Raw genomic sequence first — 18,747 nt, forward strand, 5'->3', positions numbered from 1 at the left:
GAATTCCGTTTATTAGGTTCACTATTGGAAAAACGACCTCAAATGAATGTATTACGAATCAACGGGTTGACAAAAAGGTACGGCCGCATCACAGCAGTGGATGAACTCAGTCTGGAAGTGGAGCAGGGGATGGCTTACGGTATCCTTGGGCCGAATGGGAGTGGGAAAACCACCACTCTGGGGATGGTTCTGGACATTACACACCCGGACAGCGGTTCCTTCGAGTGGTTTGAAGGGCAGTATGGCCGTGATGCCCGCCGTCATGTAGGTGCTTTGCTGGAAACGCCCAACTTTTATCCCTACCTCAACGCCATCGACAACCTGGTGATCGTAGCCCACATCAAACAGGTAAAAGCACCCCGCTTTGAGGAGTTGTTGAAACTGGTCAATCTTTACGAGCGGCGTACTTCCAAATTCCGCACCTACTCTCTGGGTATGAAACAGCGCCTGGCTATTGCCTCGGCAATGGTCGGCGATCCGGAAGTACTTATTTTTGATGAACCCACCAACGGGCTCGACCCTCAGGGTATAGCCGAAATTCGGAACACCCTGCAACGAATAGCCGAGACAGGCAAGACCATCATTATGGCCAGCCATATCCTGGATGAGGTGGAAAAGGTTTGTTCCCATGTCGCCATTATCAAGAATGGGCATCTACTCGCTTCCGGCACGGTAGGTGCGATCATTAGCGACGACTTTCTGGTGGAAATCGCTGCCGAGGACATGCCTGGGCTGCAAGCTGCTTTCAAGACAGATAACCGCATCAAAAAAGCAGAATTGCAGGACAATGGAATCCTGCTGCTGCACCTGGAAAATGAGACGCTGGCTGCCGCGATCAATGAGTGGGCGTTCAGTAAGGGACACACCCTTTCTCACCTGCGCATCGTAAAGAAAAGCCTGGAAGCTGAATTTTTGGAAATCACCGCCAACCAATAAACCTCATGTTGTATTTACTCCGACTGGAATGGAAGAAAATCCGGAAGCTGACCTCTTTCCGGCTCTTTTCGGTTTGTTACCTCATTTTGCTGCCCGCTATACTACTGACGGGATTGCGGTTTGATGAGCTGCCGCCGCCTATTAACTCCAATGAGGTGTTTTTCATGTTTCCTACCGTATGGCAGTATCTGGGCTACATCGGCAACTGGTTGTGCTTCTTTTTCTTTGGTTTCTTATCCATAGTTGTAGTGACAACAGAGCATAGCTATCGCACTATGCGACAGAACATCATCACTGGGCTGAGCCGGCAACAGTATTTCCTCAGCAAGTTTTACCTGATCGTGGTGGTGAGTTTACTGGCAGCGCTATACTATGCCCTGTGTGGTTTTACCATCGGGTACCTGAACACGGAAGCCATCTACTGGCACAAAGTCTGGCAGCATGCTGATTATATCCCCCGTTACTTCCTCATGTGCTTCGGGTACATGAGCTTTGGCCTCTTTCTGGGCTTTATGATCCGGCGTACGGGGATTGCCCTGTTTCTTTACCTGGCTTACATCATGTTCATTGAGCTTATCCTAAGGTGGGGTGTACACCTGCAAATCGTAGAGCACCGCAGCATGCATTTTTATCCGATGAATGCAGTAGAAGATCTGGTTGCTCTGCCTTTCCTGGAGATGGCCGATGAATTCACCTCAAAGTATGGATTTAGCATCTATTTACAGCCCTGGGAAGCTTCAATTACCGTGCTCGTTTACAGCGCCTTGTTCCTCTACCTGGCTTACTGGCGGGTAACCCGCAGCGATTTGTGAACAGAACCGGGGCATAAGGGTTTGATGTTGTGGAGTCCGGGACGTATCTTTGCGGGCTCGAAACGGGAATAACATGAAAACCAAGACCTTAAAGCAGGATAAAGTCAACGTCATCACCCTGGGCTGCTCCAAAAACCTGGTGGATTCTGAGAATATCATCACTCAGTTGCGGGGCAATGACTACGAGGTGGTGCACGACAGCAATGACGAGGATGCTAACGTGGTCATCGTGAACACCTGCGGCTTCATCGACCTGGCCAAGGAGGAGTCTGTCAATACCATTCTGGATTATGCGGAGATCAAAAAGCAGGGCGGCATTGACAAGCTCTATGTTACCGGTTGCCTTTCTCAGCGCTACAAGGACGACCTGGAGCAGGAAATCCCCGAAGTGGATGCCTACTTTGGCACCCTGGAGCTGCCTGGCCTCTTGGCCAAACTCAATGCTGACTACAAGCATGAGTTGATCGGGGAGCGCATCACCACCACGCCCCAGCACTATGCTTACCTGAAAATATCTGAAGGCTGCAACCGGACCTGCGCTTTCTGCGCCATCCCCCTGATGCGGGGCAAGCACGTGTCCAAGCCTATCGAAGCACTGGTGGAAGAAGCCAAAAACCTCGCCCGTTTTGGCGTCAAGGAGCTGATGCTCATCGCTCAGGAACTGACCTACTATGGGCTGGACATCTACAAAAAACGCGAACTGCCCCGTTTGCTTCATGCCCTTGCTGATGTGGAAGGCATTGAGTGGATCCGTCTGCACTACGCCTATCCCAGCAAGTTCCCGACGGAAATCTTTGATGTGATGGCCTCGCGCCCGGAAATCTGCAATTACCTGGACATGCCACTTCAGCATGCCAATAACGCGGTGCTTGACCGTATGCGCCGGCAAATTACAAGAGAGGAAACCGTAGAATTGGTTCGAACTGCCCGGGAAAAAGTACCTGATCTAACCCTTAGGACCACTTTACTTGTGGGTTTCCCCGGAGAAACAGAAGAGGAATTCCAGGACCTTTGCGATTTCGTGGAGGAAATGCGGTTCGATCGTCTTGGTGTATTTCAGTATTCTCACGAGGAAAGCACGATCGCTTATGAACTGGAGGATAACGTGCCCGCTGAAACCAAAGCCGAAAGGGCGAATCGCATTATGGAGATACAACAAGCCATATCAGAGACCAAAAACCAGGAAAAAGTAGGGCAAACCCTGAAAGTCCTCTTCGACCGAAAGGAAGGCGAGTTTTTTGTAGGCCGCACGGAGGGTGACAGTCCCGAGGTCGACAACGAAGTCCTGGTGAAAGCCGCTGAGTACTATGTGCGGGTGGGTGATTTTGCGGAAGTTCGCATTACGGAGGCTACGGATTATGATTTGTTTGGCGAGGTAGTCGAATAACAGCCTGCGTATAACAAACTGCACCAAACAGAATGTGAACACCAGCTGTCAATACCAGGGGTGCAACCCTCTACATTAAGCGTGATAGCTGCGGGGTGTGAGCTTCCCAATCTGCTCCAGCTTATCCACGAATGCTGCCAGGCTATTAAGGTAGTGCAATTGTTATGCATACAATAACCGCTTGTTTTTTCCTTCCCTGAGTATACATCACTGTTCCCTGAGTTTCTCTCGGAATCTTTACCCTTTGAGTCTACATTTGAAACGGTACAAAGCAGAGGAAAGGGTTCGCAACACTACTAAATCAGCCTTCTTTTCAAAGTGGCTGTTTTGTAAGATGGATTCCATTCGGTACCTTTAGAGAACCAGTATGCCATTAACTCCAATCTGGTGTTTTGGTAGTGGCAGTGTGGTAACCATTTTCCCTCTTTTTAAATAAAGCTCTACATCGTCAAATGCTTGTGAAGCCCTGGTTATTACAGGTCGTTTTGCAAGCTATAGCATGTATTGGAAAGTCTGGCTCTTGCTCTGTAAAAAGCAAAGCATATGAAAAACGCAGGCAACATAAGGGGGGCATTCAATAGCCGATCAAAGAAGGTCAGGTTTCAGATACTGCTGGCAGTGGCAGACCGGTCAACGCTGGAGCAGGTCGAACCGCATTTGCCAGATATTTTCGAAATAATAATCTGGGAGTTGACTGTCCCAGGTATGCCGCGGCAAAGTGTAAAGCATGATGTTGTCGTTTTGGTGGGGCGGGCAGCGCTGTCCTATTTGGAAAAAGTAAAATTACTGGCAGACTCGCAAACCCCAATTATTGGGTATGAATTGAAGGCTGATGCAGATGCGCGGGTGCAAGCCAGGGCAGGAGGGGTCATCAGTTTAGTTAACCGCTCACCGGAAGAAACAGAGTTGATTATAGCTATAGAAAACGTATTGTCCTGGGTGTCAAACCAGGGAGCGAAAAAAGAGCAGAATGCGGATTTTAAGAAAGAACTGTTAGCCGCCCTGGGCTATCTGTTTAAAGAACAGCCATCATTCGGCATTCAGGATTTGTCACAGAATATGAAACTAAGCCACGCCGCGCTATACCGGAAGGTTCGGGAGGTTTACAATCTATCTCCAAACCGGCTTATTGCAGCTTACCGGTCGCAGCAGACCGCAATATTGCTAGCCAGAAGCGAGCTGAATATTACGGAGATCGCCTACATCTGTGGGTTTTCAAGTACAACCTACCGCGCGCGACGAAATTTAAACAATTTTACTGGAATAAACCAAGTAGTTCAGTAAATATAGTTTGTTGCTTGCCTGATTTATTCGAATAATTGAATGATTTGTACGGCTTTAAAGTAATAATATATTCTAATTTTGATTGGTCAGCGGTAGTGTTCGGTTAAGAAACCCAGGGCTTTCAAAAAAGTCTTAGTTGTCAATTGTTTACAGAGGTTTTTTAGAAAACGATTGCCCCCTAGAGAGGACTCAATTTTGCATCCAAAAGATGTCTCCTGACAAATCAAAACAAGTAAACCTCTACTTAGCACCTTAACCACGATTTTAATGCTCCAGCTTTACGAATGTCGGCCCTGTTTTTCAACAGGTGGAATGTAGAGAATTCCTTAAAGTTGGTAAACAGTACTGGCGTATCGAAAAGTTCTGCTGGTTTGCCTTCCAATAATCCGGAATTTTTCTTCACGGTATGTAAGGGCAATTGAAATGCTTTCAAAGCATTGAGGAACCATTTAGAATTGTTTTATTCTCTTTTAATTAACCAGCACGCAATTGTGCTGAACATTTACTGCATACATGGATAGCTTAAACAACAAAGAGGTCTCTGCTGATAGCCAACTCAGCAGGGCTAAATGTTGGATATTGCTAATAGGCTCAAACCAGCTTGTTTTGGAGAAGGTCAAAGAGTTTTTATCAAAGAACTACGAAGCAGATGTTTTAGACCTGACTTTTCCAGATAACCTTCGCGAGATATTAAAATATGATGTTTTAGTACTGGTAGGGCGAATAGCCCTTAGCTATTTGGCAAAAGCTAAATCCATAGTTGACTGTCAGATACCAATTATTGGGTATGAATTGAAAACTAATACAGATGAGCGGTTGCGAGCTAGGTTACACGGAGTAATCAGCTTTGTTGAGTCCTCATTTGAAGAAGTGGAGTTGGTCCTAGCTATAGAAACCGTAATTCAATTGGTAAACTTGCGACCGCTGCAGCGAGAAAAGGGTGCCAATTTCAAAAAGGAATTATTAGCAGCCATAAAGCATTTGCTTGAAGTGCAGCCTTCGTTCAACGTGGAGGAATTATGCCGGTACATGAAGCTAAGCCACTCCACGCTTTACCGGAAGGTCCAGGAAACCTTTGAAAAGTCCCCTAGTCGACTTATAGCTTTTTGCAAATTGCAGCAGGCAGGAATAATGCTAGCTGAGAGAGATGAGCTAAATATTACAGAGATTGCTTACGCCTGTGGGTTTTCAAGTTCAACCTACCTAGCCCGGCAATTTAAAAAGGTTCACGGGATTACGCCCAGGCAATTCAGGAAAGCGGGTTTATCGTATACCCAATTTGTGCGAGTAATTGAATGAATTGTGCGGTTTCAATTCAATCATGTCTTCTAATTTTGAGAAGCAAATCAAAATAAACAATCTTATGAAAAACCCAAACCTATCAAGGGGCATCTGTTCTTTTTGTCCGTTACATGCCTTCTCTGTTGCGTTGTTAACCGTGACGTTGCTAGGCTTGCCTTCCATCCTTTACAGCCAGGTGCCAAATAGCATAAGTTATCAGGCAGTAGTTAGAGATGCTAGTAACAACCTGGTATCAAGCCAGAATATAGCTGTACGTATATCTATTCTGAAAAACAGCCCAAGCGGAACCGTCGAATACCAGGAAATCCATGGTGATGTTGTCACGACAACAGCCGGTATCATGGGCTTCAATATTGGTGGAGGTACCCCTAGCCCTGGATCTGTATTTACTAATATAGACTGGAAAAACGGGTCGTACTTTGTCAAACAAGAGGTAGACCTGGAAAAGGATGGCACTTACGATATTTTTGGCGATGCTGTGCCCCTGCTTAGCGTACCTTATGCCCAGCACTCCAATACAGCTAACCGTGCCACAAGTGCTGCCACAGCAGACATGGCTAGTTCTGTATCGGGTTCCTTTCTTGGTGGCTTATCTTTGCCTGTAGGTACAGTACTTCCCTTCGCAGGACCTTCGGCATATGTTGATGCTAATTTGGATGGATGGCTTGTTTGTGACGGTCGTCCATTACAGCAGGCACAATACCCGGAATTGTTCGCTGTTATTGGTACTACTTACGGGAGTAATGGCGGGCAGTTCTTAATTCCCAATTTAAAAGGACGCTTTCCAGTTGGATTTGATAATCAGCAAACCGAGTTCAACACCACAGGAAAGACTGGTGGGAGCAAGTCATCTACCCTTAAGCCTGAAAACCTTGCTTCGCATGGACATGGAATAAATATCCTTAATATCGAGACTGATTCTGCAGGTGAACATAGTCATAAACTGGATTATCCGAAAAGTTCAGATGAAAATGGTAATGGATTTGTTTCAATTATGGGCGATGATGACAATCAGGGCCCCAGCTGGAATAATATAACTCCCGGCCCAAAGACAACTACGGATGGAAAACATACTCATAAGTTTAATATACAAGGAGCTACAGATAATTATGGAGATGTAATTCCAACCCCATTTTCGAATCTCCCTCCCTATCTGACCATGAGCTTTATTATCAAGGTGCGACCGTGACGATATTGTCATTAGCTGATTTAAGAAGAGGGGGGTGAGGCTGACTGTATCGGTGTCTAATCCGGCTTCTACTTTTTGTCAATGACTAAATAACTGAATTCTCATGTGGAATCAATTATACTCCTGTCTGATTATTTTCTTGCTATTTATCGCTGTTACCGCCCAGTCACAAACCGCCATTAATGCTGCTTCGGCGGTATCTGCTACAAACAAAGGGCAGGTGACGGCAGCGATAGGCAGCCCCATTTACCTCATATCTCAGTCTTGCAATGGTACTATCTATCCAGGAGCCATACAGCCAAATCTGTCTACCCTGACCCGGGAGAGCACCTTCGAGGTGATCGACTCATCTGATGCATTTATTACTTTGGCATGGAGCATAAAGGAGGAATGTTTTAAGGTGTTTGAGGAAGGTTGCCAGACTTATCCGGATGGCATTCTCCTGGAGGTGCTTGGCAACGGCGAGCGGATTTACTCCGATATCATCTACGATGCTAATGGTTTGTTAACAGATAGCTACCGGCATTTTGTCGGTCCGGACAGTGCTGTTGATTATACGCTCAATTTATTTATTCGTGGCAATGGTGATATGTCGTGCACCAGCCTGACTACCTCTTGCCGGTCTGAGTTGTTTCAACTTCCGCAAAACTTTATTGCTTCGGATACTTTGCACCCCGGACGGGTGGAATTGAGTTGGGTCAATAAGTCTCAGTTATCCAGTAATATATTGATTTTTCGGGAGCGCAACGGAGACTCCACGCTAATTGCAGCTTTGCCAGGCACGATCAAAAGAGATACGCTTTACAGTTTCGTCGATGAAGTTGCGCAGGACAATCCCAACAACCTGAATAATGGTTTCACTTATAATTATTGTATCCAGACTTTCAATGATCAGCTCGACCGCGTTTTGCCAGAGTTGGTATGTGATGAGGGAAGCACTAAATCAATAAATTTAAATGTATCCTCCCCTAATAACCGGGTGGTTAACTTAGCTTGGTCTGATGTAAGCACCTTTGGGCAGAGGCTAACTATCCTTAGGGATGGAGAACTTATTGCTACCCTGGACAGCATTGCCACTACATTTGTAGACCGGGTCCCAACTTTTGGTATTCCTTCTAGCTACCAAATATCTGTACTTAATGAAGCGGATCAACTTGCTGCCCGAGCTACAGCGACGATAGAATTGTCACCGGTAGGCTTGGTGAGTGGCTTTGTGCGCACACCGACTCAGGTAGGCATAGCCAATATTCCTGTTGTTTACAGTGCGGCAGTGGCGCCGGATACGCTGCGCGATACAGTTTATACGGATTACCTCGGATATTTTGAATTTACGGACGTATTCTTCGGCAGGCGATCTATTTTCGAGGTACGCCCTATTGATGTTGCAGACTTTAATTTTGATGGGCAGCAACTGCGCGATACCCTTGCAAACGAAGAGCCCTTAAGCCGTACATTGCATTTCACCGCCCGTCAAAACTACCCAATAGCAACTGATGGCAGCATTAGCGTCGATACCATAACCACGGTAGCAGGTCTGGATAGCTTATTTTTTGGATGGTCCTATCAGTCTTCCGGTAACCTAAGAGATACGCTGCATTTCCAGCTGTTCCGGGAAGGGCAGCTGATCGATATCACGGATGATCAGTCACCTGTGCCGCTGCAAATGGTGGATACTAGCGGAAGTGGAGGTTATATTTATCAATACCGGATCGTCGCCTATGGATTTAAAGGAGACTCTATTGTTACTGGCAGCCGTGTGCTGCTGGATACAATGCCAATGGTTACAGCTCCGTCTAGCTTTCAGGGTATCGTCGATTATGATGTTAATAGCGATGCCGTAATGACGATGGTGTGGCAGCATGAGTCATCAAATATTGACGGTTTTCGTCTCTACCGGGACATGAGCCTGCTGGCGGTCCTGGGACCGGATGACCGCTTTTTCTATGACTACTACGCTGAGCCAGGCCGGTCCTATGATTATTTGCTAACAGCCTACCGAAAAGCAAATGAAGGTCCCTCATTGCTGGAGTCGGTGCCTTCTTCCGCAGGGCCTTTGATTATTCCTGCCCTTCAGCCAGCATCTGTGCTTACCCTTACGCCTGAACAGCCGAACAATGCTATGCTATTGAATTGGAGTTGGCCGTCAAGTGCGGAGGACTTCGATAATGTCACAGGTTTTTTGGTTTCCAGGAACGGTCAGCCCATAAAAACTGTACTAAAGCAAGGTATGGATTATAGTTTCCGGGATTATAAGGGCGTACCAGGAATGGTTACTTACTCGGTACAGCCTTTTCTATCTACTCCGGATACCATATTCATTGGTCCTTCAGTTGCCGAGTCTGCTGATTTCCCGACGCTTTCAGCCCCTCAAATGGTGGGCCTTGATAATGCCATTCCAGGTACAATAAAGGTAGAAATTGACGGAGTATACAGTAAAAATAATGCAAATTTTGACGGATTTTTACTTACCGCTAATAATCAGCCATTCGATACGCTTAAACCCTTTGAGTCCCTGTCATACTATACTCCTAATATAAAAGAAGGTCAAGCCGCTGTTAACATAGAAGTAAAGGCATTCCGCCATACTTCGGGCGGTACCGAACTGAGTGACCCGGCAGCAGGTACGAGCAGCGTGGCCAGTCAAAGCAATTTATCGCTTGAAGCGCCCACCCAATTTGATGCTTCCTGTGAAGTCCCTATGCACGTTAGACTCCAATGGCAGTACCCGGACTACATATTTTCTACCTTTTACGTTTATCGGGATGGCGTATTGCTGGATACCATGCCTAATACAGCCAGGTCTTACTACGATTATACTGCGGAACCTGGAGTACGCCACCTGTACAGCCTGCAGGCCAATTTTGAAGGTAGTCTGTCTCCGGTTGTTTACACCACTGGTCAGCGGCGGGGTACGGCCTATCTGCATGGGCAAGTTCTCTCTGGTCGTTATACCAATGATCGCAACAGCATTATGGTAGCTTTGGTGGATGAAAACAATGGGGATCAGTTGCTACTGCGCACTTTTACGGATAGTTCGGGTTATTTCCGGTTGGCTCAGCTACACGACAAAGTTGGTACCGGCAACTGGAAGTTGTTGGTTGATGGAGAAGGTGGAAGCCACAAGTTAGCGTCAGTGGAGCGAGGTGGACTGACTACCGGCAACCGGACGGTTTTATTCAGAGACAATTTTGAGGTAGCTAGCGTCCCGCCTTTACCAAGGCAGGACAGCTTTGCGCTGGTGACTGCCTTTCAACTGCACGTATTCCCGGAGGAGCAGGCGGTGGTTACTTCGTATTCTTTATCAGAAGGAAAATACGATGGGGCTTTTGTCTCCCGAGGTCTTACAGAGCTAGATGCCCTGGAAATCTCCGCAAACAAAAGTACATTTTATATGGATAGTACAGGCATCAGCGGTGCTTCCTACCCGTACGTAAGCAGCCCCTATTTGTTGAAAGAGGGCCGTCGGCTTTCAGAGGCAGAAGCAGGTGCCCGTTCACGTAGAGTGGATTACCCAACTTTGCCTCCGGTACGCTGTTTATCTGCAATCCCCAATCTGAATTATCGGGACAATACCGTGAAGCTGCAGTGGAGTCATAATAATGATAAGGTTGCTTACTATGAGGTGCGCCGAAATGGCTTGCCCGTGAAGCAAACCTTGCGGGGAGACTCCCTTGCTTACGTAGATACACAGGGAAAACCTGATCAGACTTATCAATATGAAGTTCGTGCAGTTCGTATTTCAAATGGGCGGCAGGATATTTCCCAGCCGGAAAGTATAACTGTTACCTTCCCGGAGGTTGCCCGGCCCGTACCACTAACCGCTACCCCGGTTGCTGATTCCAATGCGGTTAGATTAAATTGGAGTTATAATGGTAATGTGGTCAGTGGCTTCCGTATCTTTCGAGATGAGATACCGGTAGCTGATGTGCCTTTTAATGCGAGGAGCTACTATGATACGGAGGGTTTTCCAAACTCTACCCCAACGTATAGTGTAGTTGCCTTGTTGAGCAGAGAAAACATGGTGTATCAATCCCGTCCAACTACTGTGCAGGCACAATTTCCTTCCTTGTTGCCGCCCAATAATCTTCAGGCTGTTGCAAATACCACGGTTGGCTCAGCAGTCCTATCCTTTGATTACAGCGCAGCTGGCGTAAGTCAGTTTAAAATAACTCGTAGTGCTGTGGGTGAGCCTACTGAAAATGTTAATACCATTTTTTATAATTATAACGGTCAGGTTCAAACCTTTGAAGAGGTAGATAAGGCGCCTAAGCCCGGGGTTACTTATACGTACAACGCTGTTGCGGTGAAGAAAATAAATGGAAATTCTTTTGAATCGGAGCCCGCTATGGTTCAAATTATCTATCCTCGCCCTCCGGACCCTCAGGGCCTTGGTGGAACTACGGGTAACCCCACTTGGGTGGATTTAAACTGGTCAATGGACTTCGCAGGTAATGTGGATGGATTCTTATTAACTAGAAACATTGGTAGTAATCAGGACTCATTCCTTATCTCATCAGCGGGATCCAGAACATACCGAGACGTCTTTTTTCCATACGACCCTCTGCCCAACACTATTTTCAATTACTCACTTAGGAGTTATCGCCTGATTAACGGAATATACTATTATTCCAATGGCTCAAGCCAAAGTATAGGTAAACTGGAGAATAGCGGTTCTTCTTCCAGTTTATTCAACGTAACTGCTACGAGAGGCACCTTACCCAATCGAGCTCGTATAAGTTGGGAGTACAACGGCGTTGGTGTTTCTGAATTCTTGGTTTACCGTGATGAGGAAATAATTGCTAATCTTGAACCCAATGAGTTCTTTCTTAATGACAGCGAGGGAGTGCCTGGAAGACCTTACGTTTATACGGTTAGGGCAAGAGTTAACGGCACCCTTGATTCTGGAAAATCTGATGTGGGCTTCTCCAAAGGAAATGGACAGCTTGAAGGGGAAGTGCGAACATCACAGGGCAATGCCCCCGTCTCGGGTGCATCGCTGACTGCTAGCGGTATTGTGGAAGGGCAGTTGTATACCTATGTTGCTGAGACTGATAATTCCGGGCAATTTGTTATCCCCGGAATGTATATTGGAGAAGAACCAGTATCCTATGAACTGGGGGTAAAGTTCAGAAACCATAGTTTTATTAAGCCGAAGCAAACGTTTAATCTTTCTCCAGAGAATAACCTGCGGTCTAACATAGTCTTCTTTGATACGACTGCTTATGTAGCCACCGGCCGTATTGACTATGCCAATACGAACTGCAGTATAGACAGCATAACGGTCCGGGCACGACATATTTTGTCTGACAGCATAGTGGTGGTAGAAACTGGACAAACGGATAAGAATGGGCAGTACTCCCTGATTCTTAATCCTTATCTGGAGGGGCTTACTCGTATTGAGATTGTGGCGGATAGCATTTTTGTAAGAAATCAGGGCACGCCGAATGAAAGCCGCGTCTTGCATAATTTTGTCTCTACCTCAAGTAATATTATTAGTGTTCCTGTGCCCCAGCAGACAATCATAAATTTTGAAGATCAGCTGTCTTATCCGGTTAAAGTAGCGGTTAATAACATATGCGGATTCGCAGCGTCCAGCAATGGCCGCTTTGATGTCGAAGTTTCTACTCGGGATGGTTGCTTTAAACGGATACGCCAAACCGCCCTAAACGGGCGGGTAACGATAGATTTACCCCCATTGGATGGATTGGTAGCGAGAGTAGTCAGCGCAGCACCCCTTACGCTGGAGAATAACCTGATTGTTGATTACCTGGAAAATCGGCCTTTCAACCTTGAGCTGGCAGCTTTTCATCAGAAAAACACGGGCTTTAATCAGCTTGGCAACTTTGTTCAACTTAACACAGACTCGTTGATAGAACGGGAACTAGTGTACCACAAACCCGCAACGATTACCATAGCCAATGAATTCGGACAGCGCCCTACCTGCGATCCTTCTCAGCCACGCTTTCTGTATAGCAATATGCCCTACAATATCAATTTAAGTGTTACTGAACTTCATCAGGGCGTGGATTGCGATGTACAGGGAGGCTATCTAATTGTCAATAATAGCGCTGCACTCAAAAATTCCCTTGATACGCTTTCCTTCCAGCCATCTACTGGTGATTTTAAACGGCATGAATTTATTGGAGGTACCCCAAACCTAGTCTCCCCGTACCGGAAGGGGATAAACGTACAGTATTTCTCAGGCCAGGGGGATTTACTGGCTGAGCGGACCATTCCGGTGGTTGTAATTGGCTCTTCACCACTGCCAGGCAGTGACATTATCGTTGATATTGATGAGGATGGACAGGTGAAATTGCCCGTAATGATCCTGCGGGACCCTCCGGGTGATGGCAGCTTTAGCTCAATAGAGGAAGGGACAACCATTACGAAGTCTCTGTCGAATTCTTTCGGCTTCGAACTTGGTGGCAGTGTTGATTTGGAAACCGCTTTCACCGTGGGAGGAGTAGGTGCTTATATTGATGCCCAACTTGCCGGCGGCGGCGGCGAAACGGATGAGTCATCGGTGAACCTGTCCTTCACCACTAAACAAACTATATCTACTTCAAGTGCATCTAACTTTGTTGGTGAGGATGCAGATGTACTGGTGGGTTTAGGCATGGCCATTCAGTATGGGCTTTCCGAGCGGATCTCGTTTAGCGAGGAGAGTTGTAGTTTTCAAAAAATCCAGGAGCTATCGATTCAGCCCAACGCAATTAAAACCGACTGGAGTTACACGGTCGGGCAAATCAAACAAATTGCGAAGGAATTGAAAGCGCAAGCTGATTCTGTGAGGGCTGGATCATTAGTGATACAGGAGGCAGGAGTGGAGAAGTCACCAACTGAAGCAATAAAAGACCTAGAGACCCGTGCCCAAAACTGGGAATTGGTCCTGGATTACCACGGCAGAACGTCGTTGCCTCATCATAATTTTTGTACAGAGGTCCTCAATGCCACTCAACTTTGGCAAGCTGCGAAAAAAGTTGGTGGTGATCTGGTGTTGAGTAATAATGGGGTACCGGGTTCTCAACATTTTACATATTTTGCTGATCGCGTAAATAAAGCCAAGGCCGCTAAGGATTTATTCTGTACTGATCCCGCCGTAGTTACTTTTCTTGCGCAGGACTCTGTTACGTTGACTCGAGGTCTTCAGCCTCTGATTTTTAATACAGGTGTCGCTGAGAAGTACGAACGGTCCACCCGACTTGTAGATTATTATCTCGACTCTCTGCAAATCGCTACTTCACAAATACCGGATGCTGTGGCACAGGCGCCAACGAGCGCTGTTGTTACCAATGTCGAGAATACAACGTTTTCTGCGGGTGTTACTATCGAAAAATCCTCAACTTCAGTGCGGTCTCGCGGCTCAAAATTCACCCAGAAAGGGTACTTGAATTTTTCAATCAGTGCTGGTGTTCTTCTAGGATTTTCAGCATCTGCCGGACTCGGCTTAGTTACAGAGGTATCTGACAGCGAGGGTAGAGTCGGCGCCACTTTCAATTCTGCTTTTGAGTGGTCCGATGAACGCTATGAGGAGATAACAACCGAATCTACGGTTTCCTATACTTATACCGATGATGACCCCGGCGACCAGTTCAGTGTTACTTCAATATCTGGTCGGATATCTGGTCATACACCATATTTCCAGCTCCTTGGTGGGCGTTCTAGTTGTCCTCCTGAGGCCGGAGCTATACTACGTGACCGGTTTGATATTTCTCTAAACGATCCAGTGACGCAGTCCTCATTTGATTTTCTGGAACAGCGGGAGCTTAATCCAAATGTACCCGCGACTTTCTACGTGAAGCTCACTAATCTGAACCCATTTGGTGAGCAGAGAGATCTCTACGTTTATCATAATGCAGCTAGTAACGAAAATGGCGCAGAAATTAAGATCAATGGTTTAGGGATAGGAGGAGGAGATGCATCCGGTCAAGCATTTACTTTCGTCAATGCAGGGCAATCCCTGATTTTCCCCCTGACCGTAAACCGGCCTTTCAATGGTTACGAAGTTAAGAATGTCGAGATCATAATGCGACCGTTTTGCGCCGACGGAGACACCTTTACACCAGATGGTAGGGATACGGTGGTAGTTAGTGCCTACTTCAAATCTCCTTGCAGCAATATTAGTATAGCCTCACCAGGCAACGACTGGCTCATCACACGCCGCAATCCTTTCCAGGCAGACAGCCGGGAGGCGATCGTGTTGGAAGTGGGCGATTATGATTCCAAAAATCCCAACCTGGAGGAAATCTATCTGGAATACCGGCGTATCGGTGATGGCTCGGGTTGGGAAATCATACCGTTCACTGAACTCGAGCCCCGCTATATCGTCAATAAGGATTCCCTGCTGAATTACGACATGGAGAACTTTGGACCGGGGGTATCTCCCCGTTTCTTTTTCACCTGGGACATCACGGATTTAAACCAGAAGTATCCGGACGGTATTTATGAAGTTAGAGCTGTGGCTGCTTGTGGCACCGATGGCGTAGTTCAATCCAATATCATCCGCGGGCAAATCCGCCGACAAGCGAGCGAAGCATTTGCCCTCTTTGAACCTTCCGATCTGGTCTGGCAGGTTGGCGATGAAATCAGCATGAAGGTCAATAGAGAAATAGACTGTGCTACACTGAATGAAGCTTCATTTATAGTCGTCAACGAATTAGCGCAGGACACTGTTCCTGGCACTTTTGGGTGTGATCCGACCGAGAATAAACTGGTGTTTCTCCCACTCGCACCTTCCTCCCTGCTTGAGACGTTGCAGCCCTTTGATAATCAGTTGCTGACTATTAAGGTTTCCGGGTTGCGTGATGAATTTGGAAATCCCTTCCCTCTGCTCAGAAACGCTCAGGGTATTGTACAGGAAACATTAGATGCCAATGGAAATACCATACCGGCCATAGATACTTTCAAATGGGATTTCCGGGTGGTCGCGAGAGATATTCTCGTGCAGGACACCTTCCTGGAAACCACGATTTATCAGGATAGCGAGGGGATACTCAATACGGTCTTATTCAATACTAATCAAGGGGCAGGAGCGACCATTGGCTTCTCTATTCCTGAACTTGTGGGGCTTCCATGGCTGCAGGCTACTCCTCCTAACGGTATAGTCTCTACCTCTGATGGGCTGCCTGTTCAATTCAATATCAATGGCAGCTTGTTACCGGTAGGGGATACCACGGTTGTGCTGAGCGTAGTGTCCAACTCTAACCTGGCTAACGCAGGTGTTGACAATATCCGGATCAAAGTCAATGTACTGGCTCGTCCGCCTTATTGGGAGGTGGACCCGTCGCAGTATTCCAATTCTATGCAGGTGGTCGCGAACTATCAGTATACCCAACCTCCTGGAAATGCCCCTTCCCGAGATACCATGGACGTCCTCAGTGCCTGGATTGGTAATGAAATCCGGGGCGTGGCACGGATAGCGAGTACGCAAACTGGTCAATACGCGGCCTTTATGCTGGTATATGGCAATCCGGAGGATATCGGGAAGCCGCTCGAATTCAGGGTGTGGGACGCTGACCCCGGCGAGGAGTATAATGCTTATCCGGTTGACAGTATCTTTTTTGACCAAACGACCCTCGTAGGTTCCTTTAGTCAACCAGAGGGTCTACTTGTGGACCGGGTCCGCGACCGGGCCCGCTACATCCCAGTGAATGGAGAGAGCGATGGGGGTGGTGGGCTGACCTGGCTGTCCTTCAATAATAGAGAAACCGATATGTCGGTGGGTGAACAGCTCCGGGAGCTGAAGTCACTGCAAAACGGAGACATCATAAAGACAGAATTGTCCTCAGCTGGCTATGTAGAAGGAGTAGGCTGGATTAGTACAAATGGCCTTGACAGCATTAAGGCAGAAGAGGGCTATATTTTATACCTGGGCGGTCTGGATGATACGATACGGGTGACCGGGCGTGATGCAACTTTCGGTCCGATAGTGCTGGAGCAGGGCTGGAATCAGATCGGTTATCCATTACAGGATACGGTCGGGATTAATGATGCATTCAATCTCTTTAATATCCGTGATGGCGACCGCCTGCAAACGGTTCCACAGGATCCGGTAGCCCTTAACCTTCCACCCAACATGATTGCTGAGTACAATGAAGGATTAATGAAATGGCTTTTTGCCCCTGGTATGGAAGTGATGCGCCCCAATTTTGCCTATCAGATACTGGTGGGAGAAGCAGGTCCGTTACTTTACCAGGGGGCAACCACACCGCTGAATTCTGAGCCTGTTAGCGATGGCATGGGCAGTAATTCGCCGCTCTTCACGCCTGCAGACCCCACTACCTGGTTGATTGACCCCTCCGCTTATCCTTCCAGCATGGTAATTACTTCAATGCTGAAATTTGGCGGAGAAATAAGTCTGGACGAAGGAGACCGGGTAGCTGCCTACGTCAATGGCGAATGCCGGGGCGTTGCGCCGGTGAGTTTTGTGTCAGCGCTGAATGCTTACCGGGCACCGCTGTTTGTCTACGGCGCGCAGGCTGGCGAAACAGTCGAATTCCTCATGTACGATGCCAGCACGGACCGGGTTCATTTGGCCGCACAGCAATTATCTTTCCAGCCCAACGGCATCGAAGGTAGTTTTGTAGAACCCTTCGTTTTCGAAGCGCAGTCCATGAGCGCTACCTATGCCCAAAGCAGCACTTACTGTGCCGCAGATGCCAATGGTACACTGGGCATCACCATGGTCAGTGGCTTGCAGCCACCTTACAACTACGAATGGAATACCGGCGCGCATACGGCTTCTCTGGAAGGCCTGACCGCCGGTGATTATACCGTAACCATTACCGGTGCAAATGGCTTGTCCTTCACGGATACCGTGACCCTTGAAAATCTTGAGGTGGAAATTCCAGCTCCGGAAGTGGAATGGTCAGCTGACAATCCGGTCTGCCGGGGTACGGATGTCGTGCTCTATGCGCAGGCTCCGAATGAGGAAGCTTCCGTGCGCTGGGAAACAGCCGATGGAAACTTATTACAGGAAACTCCTACGTTAATGATAGAGGGCATTCAGTCTGCTTATACCGCTTACGCTAAAACGTTGTACCGGGGCTGTGAGTCTGAGCCACTGGAAGCTACCGTACAGGTATACCAACCTGACGCAAGCTTTACGGTGGAGCCGGCCGTAGAAGTGACTACAGAAACAGAAGTGGAGTTCAGCCCCTCAGAAGCCACAGGTGCTTTCGCCTGGAATTTTGGGGACGGACAGAGCAGCAGCCTGGTTAGCCCACAGCATCAGTATAGCCTGCCAGGGCATTATCAGGCCATTCTTTCCCGTACCGACCTTGCAGGCTGTACAGGCCAGGGGCTTTATGACCTGTGGGTAGATGCTGCCACACAGGTACTCGAACTTCCGGAGGGCGAGCTACGCCTGAAGGCAACACCCAATCCATTTGGGCAGTACATAGATATACAGCTCCACCTGCCCTACAGCGGTCAGTATACGCTTGAACTGTTATCCATCTCCGGGCAAGCCCTGGAAAGGCGGCAGGAAGTCTGGCAGGCTGGTGAGCAAACGATCCGCCTGCTGCCTGACCTGGCGGATGGCACGTATCTGATCCGTTTGGAAAGCAGCAAGGGGCATCACCTGGCATTGCCAATTGTCAAGCAGACGCCAAGGCCTTAAAGTATTGGCAATGAAAGGGATAAAAGGCAATTTATTTTTAGGAGTATTTTTCTAATTAAATGATTTAAAAGCATGTAATCAGAATGTTAGAAACACGAAGTCATGAAAAAAAGTCTATTTTTGAAAAAGCCATGAGTCTGCTGACTCGGGAAAGTCGCTGTTTCCTGCCTTTGAGACGACCTAAACAAAAGGGATTTTCTTCAAAAATGGTTTTTTC

The 18,747-nt window shown here is 47.5% G+C and carries 7 protein-coding genes; all 7 read left to right on the forward strand.

All coding sequences use genetic code 11. The features are described from left to right. The first annotated feature begins 42 nt into the window (after nucleotides 1–42). On the forward strand, nucleotides 43–936 hold the full coding sequence (locus IX84_RS22550) for an ABC transporter ATP-binding protein (RefSeq protein ID WP_044226196.1): 894 nt from the start codon (nucleotides 43–45) through the stop codon (nucleotides 934–936). A 5-nt stretch (nucleotides 937–941) separates the two neighbouring features. Beyond that, a complete protein-coding gene (locus IX84_RS22555; protein WP_044226198.1) occupies nucleotides 942–1,748 on the forward strand; it encodes an ABC transporter permease in 807 nt (268 codons plus the stop codon). Nucleotides 1,749–1,821: 73 nt separating this feature from the next. Beyond that, a complete protein-coding gene (rimO, locus tag IX84_RS22560) occupies nucleotides 1,822–3,135 on the forward strand; it encodes a 30S ribosomal protein S12 methylthiotransferase RimO (RefSeq protein WP_044226200.1) in 1,314 nt (437 codons plus the stop codon). Between the two features lie 543 nt (nucleotides 3,136–3,678). Next, nucleotides 3,679–4,419 carry a helix-turn-helix domain-containing protein gene (locus IX84_RS22565; protein ID WP_044226202.1) on the forward strand — a complete coding sequence of 247 codons (741 nt, stop codon included), beginning with the start codon at nucleotides 3,679–3,681 and terminating at the stop codon, nucleotides 4,417–4,419. A 513-nt stretch (nucleotides 4,420–4,932) separates the two neighbouring features. Then, nucleotides 4,933–5,718, forward strand: a complete 786-nt coding sequence (locus IX84_RS22570) for a helix-turn-helix domain-containing protein (RefSeq protein ID WP_044226204.1) — start codon at nucleotides 4,933–4,935, stop codon at nucleotides 5,716–5,718. A 64-nt stretch (nucleotides 5,719–5,782) separates the two neighbouring features. After that, nucleotides 5,783–6,910, forward strand: a complete 1,128-nt coding sequence (locus IX84_RS31395) for a phage tail protein (protein WP_160213886.1) — start codon at nucleotides 5,783–5,785, stop codon at nucleotides 6,908–6,910. A 103-nt stretch (nucleotides 6,911–7,013) separates the two neighbouring features. Beyond that, entirely contained in the window at nucleotides 7,014–18,530 is an 11,517-nt protein-coding gene (locus IX84_RS22580) for a PKD domain-containing protein (RefSeq protein ID WP_044226205.1), read from the forward strand. The last annotated feature ends 217 nt before the right edge of the window (nucleotides 18,531–18,747 follow it).

The sequence above is a fragment of the Phaeodactylibacter xiamenensis genome (assembly GCF_000759025.1).
GTDB classification, from domain to species: Bacteria; Bacteroidota; Bacteroidia; order Chitinophagales; family Saprospiraceae; genus Phaeodactylibacter; species Phaeodactylibacter xiamenensis.